The sequence below is a fragment of the Serratia sp. PF-27 genome (assembly GCF_030053255.1).
Classification (GTDB): domain Bacteria; phylum Pseudomonadota; class Gammaproteobacteria; order Enterobacterales; family Enterobacteriaceae; genus Serratia; species Serratia bockelmannii.
The window spans coordinates 472,667-486,011 of the sequence record NZ_JASGBT010000023.1; the positions used below are offsets into that span (position 1 = coordinate 472,667).

General features: G+C 60.2%; 14 protein-coding genes. 6 read left to right on the forward strand and 8 right to left on the reverse strand.

The features are described 5' to 3' along the window. Window positions 1-4 precede the first annotated feature (4 nt). The gene (locus QMZ29_RS25605) at window positions 5-265 is read right to left on the reverse strand and encodes a hypothetical protein (protein ID WP_016928090.1); all 261 of its coding nucleotides are present in this window, start codon (window positions 263-265) and stop codon (window positions 5-7) included. 38 nt (window positions 266-303) lie between these two features. On the opposite strand from QMZ29_RS25605, the gene lolC reads away from it, so the two are divergent. The 5 genes from lolC to cobB all read left to right on the forward strand — a co-directional run bounded on the left by lolC (window position 304) and on the right by cobB (window position 5,349). Further along, the gene (gene lolC / locus QMZ29_RS25610; RefSeq protein ID WP_261423593.1) at window positions 304-1,506 is read left to right on the forward strand and encodes a lipoprotein-releasing ABC transporter permease subunit LolC; all 1,203 of its coding nucleotides are present in this window, start codon (window positions 304-306) and stop codon (window positions 1,504-1,506) included. Further along, on the forward strand, window positions 1,499-2,203 hold the full coding sequence (gene lolD / locus QMZ29_RS25615; protein ID WP_004941120.1) for a lipoprotein-releasing ABC transporter ATP-binding protein LolD: 705 nt from the start codon (window positions 1,499-1,501) through the stop codon (window positions 2,201-2,203). Before lolC ends, lolD begins: the two co-directional genes overlap by 8 nt. Continuing rightward, window positions 2,203-3,450 carry a lipoprotein-releasing ABC transporter permease subunit LolE gene (lolE, locus tag QMZ29_RS25620; RefSeq protein WP_025302503.1) on the forward strand — a complete coding sequence of 416 codons (1,248 nt, stop codon included), beginning with the start codon at window positions 2,203-2,205 and terminating at the stop codon, window positions 3,448-3,450. Before lolD ends, lolE begins: the two co-directional genes overlap by 1 nt. 53 nt (window positions 3,451-3,503) lie before the next feature. Further along, window positions 3,504-4,421: an N-acetylglucosamine kinase gene (nagK, locus tag QMZ29_RS25625; RefSeq protein WP_060432902.1), complete on the forward strand. Its 918-nt coding sequence runs from the start codon at window positions 3,504-3,506 to the stop codon at window positions 4,419-4,421. 91 nt (window positions 4,422-4,512) lie between these two features. Next, a complete protein-coding gene (gene cobB, locus QMZ29_RS25630) occupies window positions 4,513-5,349 on the forward strand; it encodes a Sir2 family NAD+-dependent deacetylase (RefSeq protein WP_016928086.1) in 837 nt (278 codons plus the stop codon). Window positions 5,350-5,397: 48 nt separating this feature from the next. Here cobB and potD read toward each other — a convergent pair whose 3' ends face one another. After that, the gene (potD, locus tag QMZ29_RS25635) at window positions 5,398-6,441 is read right to left on the reverse strand and encodes a spermidine/putrescine ABC transporter substrate-binding protein PotD (RefSeq protein WP_049207158.1); all 1,044 of its coding nucleotides are present in this window, start codon (window positions 6,439-6,441) and stop codon (window positions 5,398-5,400) included. Then, on the reverse strand, window positions 6,371-6,688 hold the full coding sequence (locus QMZ29_RS25640) for a hypothetical protein (protein WP_127146172.1): 318 nt from the start codon (window positions 6,686-6,688) through the stop codon (window positions 6,371-6,373). The genes potD and QMZ29_RS25640 overlap by 71 nt, the downstream gene beginning before the upstream one ends. Between QMZ29_RS25640 and QMZ29_RS25645 the strand changes: the two genes are divergently transcribed. Next, window positions 6,678-7,388 carry a MurR/RpiR family transcriptional regulator gene (locus tag QMZ29_RS25645; protein WP_049295425.1) on the forward strand — a complete coding sequence of 237 codons (711 nt, stop codon included), beginning with the start codon at window positions 6,678-6,680 and terminating at the stop codon, window positions 7,386-7,388. The genes QMZ29_RS25640 and QMZ29_RS25645 overlap by 11 nt on opposite strands. 17 nt (window positions 7,389-7,405) lie before the next feature. On the opposite strand, the gene QMZ29_RS25650 is transcribed toward QMZ29_RS25645, so the two are convergent. From QMZ29_RS25650 to potA, 5 genes are all read right to left on the reverse strand, one after another. Beyond that, complete coding sequence (locus QMZ29_RS25650) at window positions 7,406-8,791, reverse strand: family 4 glycosyl hydrolase (RefSeq protein WP_049207157.1); 1,386 nt, start codon at window positions 8,789-8,791, stop codon at window positions 7,406-7,408. Window positions 8,792-8,815: 24 nt separating this feature from the next. Continuing rightward, window positions 8,816-10,375, reverse strand: a complete 1,560-nt coding sequence (locus QMZ29_RS25655; protein ID WP_025302508.1) for a PTS transporter subunit EIIC — start codon at window positions 10,373-10,375, stop codon at window positions 8,816-8,818. Window positions 10,376-10,592: 217 nt separating this feature from the next. Further along, window positions 10,593-11,375, reverse strand: a complete 783-nt coding sequence (gene potC / locus QMZ29_RS25660) for a spermidine/putrescine ABC transporter permease PotC (RefSeq protein WP_141969331.1) — start codon at window positions 11,373-11,375, stop codon at window positions 10,593-10,595. Beyond that, window positions 11,372-12,232 carry a spermidine/putrescine ABC transporter permease PotB gene (gene potB / locus QMZ29_RS25665; RefSeq protein WP_025302510.1) on the reverse strand — a complete coding sequence of 287 codons (861 nt, stop codon included), beginning with the start codon at window positions 12,230-12,232 and terminating at the stop codon, window positions 11,372-11,374. The genes potC and potB overlap by 4 nt, the downstream gene beginning before the upstream one ends. Beyond that, the gene (gene potA, locus QMZ29_RS25670) at window positions 12,216-13,331 is read right to left on the reverse strand and encodes a spermidine/putrescine ABC transporter ATP-binding protein PotA (RefSeq protein ID WP_060432905.1); all 1,116 of its coding nucleotides are present in this window, start codon (window positions 13,329-13,331) and stop codon (window positions 12,216-12,218) included. Before potA ends, potB begins: the two co-directional genes overlap by 17 nt. Window positions 13,332-13,345: the final 14 nt, after the last annotated feature.

Here is a 13,345-nt window from a genome sequence, read left to right on the forward strand (position 1 = left end):
ATCTTTAATCAATGTGTTGGATGGCGTCCCGGCACGGATAACCCAGCGCCTTTATGCTGTTTATAGTAGCCCAGCGGCCGGCAAACTGACACAGCAAAAAGCGCTGCTCATCAATTTTCTGCCGGTTATTTAACCGGTTAATGCCGTCTGTTTTTTGCGGCTGAGGATAAATAACGCGCGAAGCTGCCGCCGTCTCCCTCTTCGCCGCCACGCAATAAAAGGCCGTCGGGTGTTCCCTAAACGAGGGAGAGCCTTTATTATCCATGATCACTTTGCTTAAGCCACGGCTATCAAACGGATTTCATGTATCAACCTGTCGCGTTATTCATTGGCCTGCGCTACATGCGCGGGCGAGCCTCAGACCGCTTCGGGCGGTTTGTTTCCTGGCTTTCCACCATCGGCATTACGCTGGGGGTGATGGCGTTGGTCACCGTGCTGTCGGTGATGAACGGTTTCGAAAAGGATCTTGAGAACAACATCCTCGGCCTGATGCCGCAGGCGTTGGTCACCAGTCCACAGGGATCGGTCAACCCGCAGCAGCTGCCGGCCTCCGAGGTGCAGAAGCTGCAGGGCGTCACGCGCGTTGCGCCGCTGACCACCGGTGACGTGGTGCTGCAAAGCGCCCGCAGCGTGGCGGTTGGGGTGATGCTTGGCGTCAATCCCGACGAGGCCGATCCGCTAACCCCCTATCTGGTCAACGTCAAGCAGCAACAGCTGCAGCCGGGCCAATACAACATCATCATCGGCGAACAGCTGGCGGGGCAACTGGGCGTCAAGCGCGGCGATTCGCTGCGCTTGATGGTGCCGAGCGCCAGCCAGTTCACACCGATGGGCCGCATCCCCAGCCAGCGCCTGTTCACCCTCATCGGCACCTTCCATGCCAATAGCGAGGTGGACGGCTATCAGCTGTTGGTCAACCAACAGGATGCCTCGCGCCTGATGCGTTACCCGGCCGGCAACATCACCGGCTGGCGCCTGTTCCTGCAACAGCCGCTGACGGTCGATACCCTCAGCCAACAGGCGCTGCCGGCGGGCACCGTCTGGAAAGACTGGCGCGATCGCAAGGGCGAGCTGTTCCAGGCGGTGCGCATGGAGAAGAACATGATGGGGCTGCTGCTCAGCCTGATCGTGGCGGTGGCGGCGTTTAACATCATTACGTCGCTCGGCCTGCTGGTGATGGAGAAGCAGGGCGAGGTTGCCATTCTGCAGACCCAGGGGCTGACCCGCCGCCAGATCATGTCGGTATTCATGGTGCAGGGCGCCAGCGCCGGCATCATCGGTTCGCTGCTCGGCACGCTGCTCGGCGTGCTGCTGGCCACCAACCTGAATAACCTGATGCCGATCCTCGGCGCCTTGATCGACGGCGCTTCGCTGCCGGTGGCGGTCGATCCGCTGCAGGTGACGATCATCGCCGTGGTGGCGATGGCGGTTTCCCTATTGTCCACGCTTTATCCTTCATGGCGCGCTGCCGCCGTACAACCCGCTGAGGCTTTACGTTATGAGTAACCATCTTTTGTTGCAGTGTGACAACCTGTGCAAGACCTATCAGGAAGGCAACCTGCACACCGACGTGCTGCGCAACGTCAGCTTTGCTATGCAGCAGGGCGAAATGATGGCGATCGTCGGCAGCTCGGGTTCCGGCAAGAGCACCCTGTTGCACCTGCTGGGCGGGTTGGACTCACCGACCTCCGGCGAGGTGATTTTCAAGGGCGAATCGCTGAACGCCATGTCTTCGGCGGCCAAGGCTGAGCTGCGCAACCGCCAGTTGGGCTTCATCTATCAGTTCCACCACCTGTTGCCGGACTTCACCGCGCTGGAAAACGCCGCCATGCCGCTGCTGATCGGCGGCGCCAAACCGGCGCAGGCGCAGGAGAAAGCGCGGGAGATGCTGGCGGCGGTCGGGCTGGAAAAGCGCAGCAAACACCGTCCGTCCGAGCTTTCCGGCGGCGAGCGTCAGCGCGTAGCGATCGCCCGCGCGCTGGTCAACAACCCGGCGCTGGTGCTGGCGGACGAACCGACCGGTAACCTGGATAAACGCACCGCGGACAGCATCTTCGATCTGCTGGGCGAGCTGAATGTGCGTCAGGGCACCGCGTTCCTGGTGGTGACGCACGATCTGCAACTGGCCAAGCGTCTGAGCCGCCAGCTGGAAATGGCCGACGGCCACCTGCAGGCGCAGCTGACCCTGATGGGGGCCGAGTAATGGCGGGAGCCTCACTGTCCTTCCTGACGGCCCTGCGTTTCAGCCGCGGCCGTAAACGCGGCGGCATGGTGTCGCTGATCTCGGTTATCTCCACCATCGGCATTGCGTTGGGGGTGGCGGTGCTGATCGTCGGCCTGAGCGCGATGAACGGCTTTGAGCGCGAGCTGAAGAACCGCATTCTGGCGGTGGTGCCGCATGGCGAACTCGAACCGGTCAATCAGCCGTTCAGCGGCTGGCCGTCGATTCTGCAACGGGTGGAAAAGGTGCCGGGCATTGTGGCCGCCGCACCGTACATCAACTTTACCGGCCTGATGGAAAACGGCGCGCAGCTGCGCGCGGTGGAAGTCAAAGGCGTTGATCCGCAGCAGGAGAGCCGGCTGAGCGCGCTGCCGCAGTATGTGCAGGGCGACGCCTGGGCCAACTTCAAGCCCGGCGAGCAGCAGGTGATCCTCGGCAAGGGCGTGGCCGACGCGCTGGGCGTCAAGCAGGGCGCCTATGTCACGGTGATGATCCCCAACAGCGACCCGGAAATGAAGCTGCTGCAGCCGAAGCGCATTCGCCTGCATGTGACCGGCATTTTGCAGCTCAGCGGCCAGCTCGATCACAGCCTGGCGCTGGTGCCGCTGGCCGATGCGCAGCAGTATCTCGACATGGGTGACAGCGTCACGGGCATCGCCCTCAAGATGAACGACGTGTTCGCCGCCAACAAACTGGTGCGCGACGCCGGCGAAGTGACCAATTCTTATATCTACATCAAAAGCTGGATCGGCAAGTACGGCTATATGTATCGCGACATCCAGATGATCCGCGCCATCATGTACCTGGCGATGGTGCTGGTGATCGGCGTAGCCTGCTTCAACATTGTCTCCACGCTGGTGATGGCGGTGAAAGACAAAAGCGCCGATATCGCGGTGCTGCGCACCCTGGGCGCCAAAGACGGTTTTATCCGCGCCATCTTCATCTGGTACGGGCTGCTGGCCGGGCTGCTGGGCAGCCTGAGCGGCGTGGTGATCGGGGTGATCGCCTCGCTGCAGCTGACCAACATCATCCGGGGCATCGAGAAACTGGTCGGCCATTCCTTCCTGTCGGGCGATATCTACTTCATCGACTTCCTGCCTTCCGAGCTGCACTGGCTGGATGTGCTGATCGTGCTGGCGACCGCCATCGTGCTGAGCCTGCTGGCCAGTTGGTATCCGGCGAGGCGCGCCAGCCGCATCGATCCGGCGCGGGTGCTGAGCGGACAATAAAACCCACGGGGAGGCAGCGATGCCGCCCCGTTTTTTTAGCCTGGGGATGGGTTATGTACTACGGTTTCGATATGGGCGGCACCAAGATTGAGCTGGGAGTGTTCGACGACAACCTGCGGCGCATTTGGCAAAAGCGGGTGCCGACGCCGCGCGACGATTATCGGCAACTGCTGGCCACGCTGTGCGATCTGACCCTGGAGGCGGATGCGTTTTGCGGCCGGCGCGGCAGCGTCGGCATCGGTATTCCGGGCCTGCCCAACGACGATGACGGCACGCTGTTTACCGCCAACGTGCCGGCGGCGATGGGGCGTCCGCTGCCGCGCGATCTGGCGGCGCTGATCGGGCGCGAGGTGCGGGTCGATAACGACGCCAACTGCTTTGCGCTGTCGGAAGCCTGGGACGACGAGTTCCGCCGCTACCCGACGGTGCTGGGCATCATCCTCGGCACCGGCGTAGGCGGCGGCCTGATCGTCGACGGCAAGACGGTGCCTGGGCGCAACTATATCGCCGGCGAGTTCGGCCATTTGCGCCTGCCGGTGGACGCGCTCGAGGTGCTGGGGCGTGATGTGCCTCGCGTTGCCTGCGGGTGCGGCCATCAGGGTTGCATCGAAAATTACATATCGGGCCGCGGTTTCGAATGGATGTACGCCCATTTCTATGGCCGGCGCTTGCCTGCCACCGAGATCATTGCGCATTATCAGGCGGGTGAGCCGCAGGCGGTGGCCCACGTCGACCGCTTTATGGACGTGCTGGCGATCTGCCTGGGCAACCTGCTGACGGTGCTGGATCCGCATCTGGTGGTGATCGGCGGCGGGTTGTCGAACTTCGACGCCATTTATCAGGCGTTGCCGCAGCGGCTGCCGGCTCACCTGCTGCGGGTGGCCCGGCTACCGCGCATCGAGAAAGCGCGCTATGGCGACGCCGGCGGCGTGCGCGGCGCAGCGTTTCTCAATTTGGCTCGCCCAAAGTAATGGGCGTTGCGGCCAGGCGTGAATATATGCAGCCAACAACGCCGCAACGTCCAGTAAGAAGGGTAAACAGGGAAAAGTAAGGAGAGAGTTAATGCACACTCGCCATCGGCTGTGTCAGTTTCGCAAGAGTAAGCATGTGCTGCATCAGCGCTTTCGTTCACGTATTTTTCACCGTGACACCATGGCGGCGGCAGAGCTGAAAAAGCCGTTTGTGGTGGTGTTGACCGGGGCCGGCATTTCGGCCGAGTCGGGCATTCGCACCTTCCGCGCCGCGGATGGGCTGTGGGAAGAGCACCGGGTGGAGGACGTCGCCACGCCGGAAGGTTTCCAGCGCGATCCGGCGCTGGTGCAGGCGTTTTACAACGAACGCCGCCGTCAGCTGCAGACGGAGGAGATCGTCCCGAACGCCGCGCACCGCGCGCTGGCGGATCTGGAAGAGTGGCTGGGAGACAACTTCCTGCTGGTCACGCAAAACATCGATAACCTGCATGAACGCGCCGGCAGCAAGCGGGTGCTGCACATGCACGGCGAATTGCTGAAGGTGCGCTGCACCCAGTCGGGGCAGGTGTTCGAATGGCCCGGCGATCTCAGCGTCGACGATCGTTGCCACTGCTGCCAGTTCCCGGCGCCGCTGCGGCCGCACGTGGTGTGGTTCGGTGAGATGCCGCTGGGCATGGACGACATCTATCAGGCGTTGAGCAAGGCCGATTTCTTCGTCGCCATCGGCACCTCAGGCCACGTCTATCCGGCGGCCGGCTTCGTGCATGAGGCGCGGCTGGGCGGCGCCTATGCGATGGAGCTGAACCTGGAGCCGAGTCAGGTGGAAAGCCAGTTCGACGAGAAACACTACGGTCTGGCCAGTGAAGTGGTGCCGCGTTTTGTGCACAAATTCCTGGTGGGCAAGGTGGCGCGGGCCGACAGGCCCTGAGAAAGGCATCAGGGCGCACTGCGCGCCCTGATGTGATGGCGGGGCGTATTAGCGCCCGGCTTTCAACTTTTGGAAGTAGCTTTCGTACAGCGTGCTGGCGTCGCCGACGTCGTTTTGCCACTCGCCGTGCTCAATCACCGTCTTATCCGGGTAGAGAGACGGATCGTTGGCGATCTCCGGCGACAGCAGCTTCTTCGCCGCCAGGTTCGGCGTCGGGTAACCGATGGTCTCCGCCACCTGCACCGCGATTTCCGGCCGCAGCAGGAAGTCGATCAGCTTCAGCGCCCCTTCGACGTTGCGCGCGTTGGCCGGAATGGCCAGGCTGTCCATCCAGAAGATCCCGCCTTCCTTCGGCCAGACGATCTCCAGCGGCGTGCCGGCCTGGCGCGCCACAAAGGCCGAACCGTTCCACACCATGCCGACGTTGACTTCCCCTTCCATAAACGGGTTGCCCGGGTTGTCGGAGTTGAAGGCCAGCACGTTTGGCATCAATTTTTGCAGTTCGTGGTAGGCGGCTTCGATCTCTTTCGGGTCGGTGGTGTTGCCGGAATAGCCCAGCTTGAGCAGCGCCATTTGGAACACTTCGCGTGCGTCGTCAGTCAACAGCAGGCGGCCCTTGTACTGCGGTTGCCACAGATCGGCCCAGGCGGTAACGGTAGAGGGATCTTGCGCGTCGCTGTTAACGCCGATGGCAGTAGCGCCCCAGATGTAAGGAATGGAATAGTCGTTGTTGGGATCGAACGGCTTGTTCAGCAGGGTGGGATCGAGATCCTTGAAGTGGCTGAGCTTGCTCTTGTCGATTTTTTGCAGCATGCCTTCCTTGCTCATCTTGGCGATGAAGTAAGTGGAAGGCACCACCAGATCGTACGCGCCGTCTTTGTAGGTTTTCAGCTTGGCGTACATGCTTTCGTTGGATTCATAGGTGGAATAGATCACCTTGATGCCGGTTTCCTTGGTGAACTGCTCCAGCAGCCCCGGCGGGACGTATTCAGTCCAGTTATAGAAGTACAGTGTCTTGCCGTCAGAGGCGTTTGCAGAGCAGAAACTCAGCGCCATCATCCCGGCTGCGAGCAGATGTGACCACTTTTTCATGCAGCGTATCCTTCAGCAGTAGTGAGCCGAACCCGTATGGGCTGCCGTTTTCGGCCGCGCCATACCCCAGAAAGGGGCCATTATAGGGGCCGGGGCGGGGTGGGTAAAGGCGGTTATCCCGTTGGCAAATCAAGGGGTTCGGCGGCTTAAAGCGCATCACAATTTGTGTGTCTCGCGCTGGACAGGCGGTGAAGCGCGTGCGAAACAATAATTTTGGCGAATAAACGAGGGCGGCGATGAATTTCAAACAGGTCTTCAGCCAGGCGGAGCTCAGCAAGACGGATCTGACGATTTTGCACTGCATTCTCGACAACCCGGACGCCTGCATCGACGACGGCATCCGCGCGGTGTCCGCACGCTGCTACAGTTCCCCCTCGACGCTGGTGCGGCTGGCTAAAAAGCTGGGCTTTCGCGGCTATCTCGAACTGGTCTATTTCATCAAGTTCAACCTGACGATGGCGCCGGCCTACCAGGCGGCACGCCCTACGTCGGCGGCACCGCCGGCCCAGCAGGCGCAGTTTCTCGATCTGCTCGACAGCGGCAAGATCCTGATCCACGGCAGCGGTTTTTCACAGCTGGTGGCGCAGTATATGTACAACAAGTTTATGACGCTGGGCGTAGACAGTTACCTGTCGCTGTGGCCGGATTTCGACATTCTTGACCGCGAGACGCGCTTTCGCTTCGACATGGTGATCGTGATTTCAAAGTCGGGCAACAGCGGCTCGGCGCTGAGCTGGAGCGAAGCGGTGAAGCGTAATCACATTCTGCTGGCGGCCTTCTGCGGCGACGGCGACAGCCCGCTGGCGCAGCAGGCCGATATGACCTTTCTGTTTGAGGATCGGCAAAAATACGATCACGATATCTACTATCCCAACCCATTTTTCGGCCACTGTCTGTTGGGATTCGAGAATGTGATCACCGCCTGGTTTGAACGACGCGGCCGCTGACGGCCGCATCGCACCGTTTAGCGCCAGTGCCTGGCATACTGACGGTGGGCCAGCAGGTACTCCTCCACCAGCGTTTTCGCCAGCGAGTAGGAGTTGACCAGCGGGTGCACCATCAGCGCCTTGATGGCCAGTTGGCGGTTGCCGGTCAGGATCGCCGCCACCGCCAGCCGTTCGTACTCTTTCACCTGCGAAATCAGGTTTTTCTGGGTGTCGGGAATATCGCGCATTTTGACCGGCTGAATCCCGGCGCTGCTCAATTCGCAGCTGATTTCGATCACGTCTTCCGGGTGCAGAAAATCGAGCGTGTCGCGGTTTTGCATCGATACCACCACGCGTTTTTGCCGGCCGCTGTTGACCGCCTCCAGAATGTCGATCGCCACCCCGGCATAGCCGCCGCTGTCCGGCTGCTCGATAAACTGTTGCAGCGTCAGCATCTCACGTTTTTTCACCTTGCCCTGGTTGGACTCGCGCTGCATGTAGGAGTTTTCGCGCTGCAGATAATGGCTGAAGTAGACAGAGAAGGCGTGTTCCAACTGGTGGGGGATGTCCAGCTCGCCTAACTCTGACAGCATTTGGCGGTTGATCGCCGCGATTTGTTCGCCGCGGGTCTCGCCGCCCGCGACGATGGCGGCGATCGCCTGCTCACGGTAGTAGTAATAGTAGAGATACTCGTTGAGCATCAAATTGTCCGACAGCGCCACCAGCTCCGGCGAGAAGTATTTCATGCAGGTATCGCGATACAGGCGCGGATCCGCCAGCAACTGTTCCGTGACCGGCTCGCCGTTGACGCGCGCATTGCGGAACCAGGAAAGATGGTTGAGGCCGAAGCAGTCGACGCTCAGTTGGTCTTCGCGGCAGTCCAGCAGCTCGGCCAGTTCGCGGATAAACTCGCTGGGGGCGTCGCAGATGCCGTAGACCCGGCGCTGGAAGCCGGATTTGATGATCGCCTCGGTCACCATGCCGGAAGGATTGGTGAAGTTGAACAAGACCGCCGCCGGCGAGGAAACCTGCTCGATCAGGCGGCAATAGTCGAGGATCGCCGGAATTGAACGCATCGCCATGGCGAAGCCGCCGGCGCCGGTGGTTTCTTGCCCGAGCAACTGGTGATTGAGCGCGATGCGCTCGTCATGGATGCGGCCTTCCTCGCCGCCGATGCGCAGGGTGGTGATGATGTAATCGGCGTCTTGCAGCGCCTGGCGCGGATCGCTGCTGAGGCTGAAAGCAATGTCGCCGCGAATGCGCTGGAATACGCCCTGCGCGAGGGCGCCGTAGATCGCCAGATGGCGCTCATCGGTATCCATAAACACCACTTCGGTAATGCCGATGCGATGGGCGTTATAGGCGATGGATTTGGCGAGGAACGGGGAACGCACGCCGCCGCCGCCGAGAACGGTTAATTTCATTCGATATCTCCCATTAATAAAGCGTTAGAGTGCCGCTAAATATTTCTCTACCTGATTTTTGACCTTGCCGACCGTGACGCCGTAAATCACCTGCACTTCACGGCGATTCTTCACCACGCCTTTGGCGCCGGTACTTTTCAACGCGGCCTCATCCACCCGCGCCATATCCTTTAATTCCACCCGCAGCCGGGTAAAGCAGTTATCGACGGAAATAATGTTTTCCTTGCCACCCAGCGCGCGAATAATGATGCCGCTTGGCTCGTCCGGGGTATTTTTACGGTTCCGGTAATCCTGTTTGGAATAGAGTTTGACGTCCTGATCATCTTCACGGCCCGGCGTCTTCAGATTGAGCTTCAGCACCAGCGTTTTGAACACCAGGTAATACACCGCAAACTGCACCAGCCCGATGACCACATACAGCGGCCAGCGGGTGAGGGAGACCGGCAGTGGCAGGTTGTAGGCCAGGAACTCGACCAGCCCGCTGGCGCCCCAGGGGCGCACCTGGAACAGGTTGCAGGCTACCTGCGAGAGCGCGGTCAACACGGCGTGGATCACCCACAGCAGCGGAGAGATAAACAGGAAGGTGAACTCTATCGGCTCGGTGATGCCGACCAGGATCGAGGTGGTTATGGCCGGGATCAGAATCGCCTTGGCCAGCATTTTCTTTTCCGGTTTGGCGGTGTGATAGAAAGCCAATGCCGCGCCCGACAGGCCGAAGATGGTCACCATCCCTTGCTGCGAGAAACGCAGCGCCTCGTTCATCAGCGGCGAGATGCTTGGGTCGCGCATGTAGGCCAGGAAAATCGCCTGCGAGCCGGAGACGGTCTGGCCGTCTTGTACGATCGAACCGCCGATACTGGTGAGCTGGAACGGCGACCAGATAAAGTGGTGCAGCCCGGTGGGGATCAGAAATTTCTCGAAGAAGCCGTAGACGAATACCCCGAGCGAGCCGGCGCTTTTCATAAAGCCGGTAAGCGCGATCAGGCCCTGTGAGATAGCCGGCCACAGGTAGCTGAAGGCGACGGCGTACAGCATGATGATCGGCGTCATGGCAATCAGCACCAGCTTGGCGCCGCCGTAGACCGAGAACACGCCGTTGAGTTCGACGTTGCACAGGCGGTTATGCACCCAGGCAATCGTGACGCCGAGGATAAGACCGAGGAAAATGCCCATATCTACCACGGTAAATCCCAGCAGTTCCGTTTGCCCGGTGCCGTAATACTCACCGTTGATCTTGGCCGCGACGTGGCCGCTGAATTGCAGATAAGACGAATTGGCGCCGAGGAACATGATAAAGCACATCACCGCGACCAGCGCCGCTTCGCTTTTCTTGTCTTTGGCCAGGCCGTAGGTAATACCGATACAGAAAATCAGCCCGAGATTGCCGAATAACGGCCAGAAGGTATCGCCGATCATTTTACCGATAGAGAAGACGGCGGAATGTTCATTGATTAATGTGGCATTGGTAAGAATAGAACTGAGCGCCAGAATCAGACCGATTACCGGCAGGAAAAATATCGGCCCCATCATGGCTTTGGAGAAAAGCTGCAGCTTGTTTAAGATATTATCGATAATACCTTTCATGGCAGTTCCTTTTTATATTTTAATGGATGACGACGTTGCTGAATAAACTCCCTGAAAGCGAGAAAAATAAGGCACCTTGCCTGGATTCAGTTATAGGGGGAAGTTTTCGCCGCTGCAATCGGCGGGGCGGAAATAGGCACCGATGGTCACTGAGTGACAACCGGTGCCGGTTGTGAAGGGGATCACAACCGGGCGCGGCAGCGCCCGGCGGGAAGGATTATTCTGCCTTGGGCGAGCGATCGCGCATCACCCACTGGCTGGCGATCACCAGCACCAGCGACAGCAGCAGCAAAATGGTGGCCAGCGCGTTGACCTCCGGCGAGACGCCGACTTTCACCATCGAGTAGATCTTCAGCGGCAAAATCTCGTAGCTCGGCCCGGTGACAAAGGAGGAGACGACCACGTCGTCCATCGACAGGGTAAAGCTCAGCAGCCAACCTGCCGCCACCGCCGGCATCGCCAGCGGCAGGATGATTTTGCGCAGGATGGTGAACTCGCTTGCGCCGAGATCGCGCGCGGCTTCCAGCATCTTCACGTCGAAGCCTTTCAGGCGCGCGTAGACGGTCACTACCACGAACGGCAGGCAGAAGGTGATGTGCGAGAACAGCAGCGACCAGAAGCCGAGCGAAATGCCCAGCAGCATGAACAGCACCAGCAGCGAGATGGCCATCACGATGTCCGGCGACATCATCACCACGAACAGCATGCCGCCGACGAACGGCTTGCCGCGGAAGCGGTAGCGGTACAGCGCCACCGCGGTCAGCGAGCCGATCAGGGTGGCGAAGGTAGCGGAGAGCACCGCCATGGTCAGCGAGTGCCCCGCGGCCTGCAGCAGGCTGTCGTTATTCAGCAGCGTGCCGTACCACTTGGTGGTGAACCCTTGCCAGTTGATGCCAAAGCGCGAAGCGTTGAAGGAGTTGACGATCAGGATGACGATCGGGATATACAGATAGGCGTATACCAGCGTCATAAAGCCGCCGCGCAGCAGACGTCCGATCATGCCAGATCCTCCTTCTTGTTCAGCAGGCGGGCGGCCCGGTAATAGACCAGCAGCAACAGCCCCATCACCAGCGTCAGACAGATGCTGGTGGCCGCGCCGAATGGCCAGTCGCGGATATTGAGGAACTGGCTTTTAATCACGTTGCCGATCAATAGATTCTTGGCGCCGCCCATCAGATCGGCGACGAAGAACAGCCCCATCGCCGGCAGCACCACCAGCAGGCAGCCGGCGATAATGCCCGGCATGGTCAGCGGCACGATGATGCGGATAAAGGTCTGCAGCTTGCTGGCGCCGAGATCGCGCGCCGCCTCCAGGCAAGACTTATCGAGCTTTTCGATGCTGGAGTAGAGCGGCATCACCATAAACGGCAGCAGGATATACACCAGGCCGAGGATCACCGCTTCCGAGGTGTACATGATGCGCAGCGGCTTGTCGATGACGCCGATCCACAGCAGCGCGTCGTTGAGATAGCCGCGGGTGCTGAGAAACAGCTTCAGGCCGTAGATGCGGATCAGCGAGTTGGTCCAGAAGGGCACGATCAGCAGAAACAGCAGCAGCGGCCGCACCTTCTGCGGCAACCGCGCCAGGATAAAGGCGAACGGATAGCCAATCACCAGGCAGCACAGGGTGGCGATCAGCGCCATGTTCAGCGAGTGCAGCAGCACCTGGGCGTACAACGGATCGAACAAGCGCCGGTAGTTATCCAGCGTGAACACCATCTGCACCAGATTGGCGTCGTCGCGGGTCAGGAAGCTGGTGCCGATGATCATCAGATTCGGCATGAACACGAACAGCAGCAGCCAGGCGACGACGCCGACGATCACCACATTCTGGAAGACTTTACGCGATTTCTTCATCGGCCAGCACCACCTCCCAGCTTTCAACCCAGGTCACCGCCATTTTCTGATTGAGCGAGTGATCGACGTCCGGATCGTCTTCGTTGAAGAACTCGCTGACCATCACCGTTTTGCCGTTCTCCAGCTCGACCACCGACTCCAGCGTCATGCCTTTGTAGTTGCGCTCACGCACGTAACCGATCAGCCCGTCGTGCTGCGCGCTGTCGTTCACTTCTTCCACCCGCAGATCTTCCGGGCGCAGCAGCACCTTCAGCTTTTGGCCCGGCTCCACCGGCAGATCGGCATAGATGTCGCACTCGCGGCCTTCGACGTTGGCGCGCACCCGCTGTGAATCGAGGCGCTCCAAAACCACCGCGTCGAAGATGTTAATCTCGCCGATGAAGCTGGCGACGAACAGATTCTTCGGCTCTTCGTAGATCTCACGCGGCGTGCCGTCCTGCTCGATGCGGCCTTCGCGCATCACCACGATGCGGTCCGACATGGTCAGCGCTTCTTCCTGATCGTGGGTGACGAACACGAAGGTGATGCCCAGCTTGCGCTGCAGCGCCTTCAGCTCGTTCTGCATCTGCTTGCGCAGCTTGTAGTCCAGCGCCGACAGCGATTCGTCCAGCAGCAGCACTTTCGGCTTGTTGACCACCGCGCGGGCGATGGCCACGCGCTGCTGTTGGCCACCGGAGAGCTGGCCCGGCCGGCGCTTGGCGAACGTATCCAGCTGCACCATGCGCAGCGCCTCTTCGACGCGCGGCGTCAGTTCCGCCGCTGGCACCTTTTGCATGCGCAGGCCGAAGGCGACGTTGTCGAACACTGACATGTGCGGAAACAGAGCGTAGCTCTGAAACACGGTGTTGACGTGGCGATGCTCGGCCGCAATGGCGGTGATGTCCTGGCCGTCGAGCGCGATGCGGCCCCGATCGGCGTCTTCCAGACCGGCGATCAGGCGCAGCACCGTGGTTTTGCCACAGCCGGAGGGGCCGAGAATGGTGAGGAATTCGCCGTGATTAATCGTCAGATCCAGATCGGCAATGATGGTTTTGCCATCGAACGCTTTGCTCAGGGCATGCAGTTCAACAAGGGGAGTCGGAGAGGATGTCTCAGTCATTTATCGTATTACTC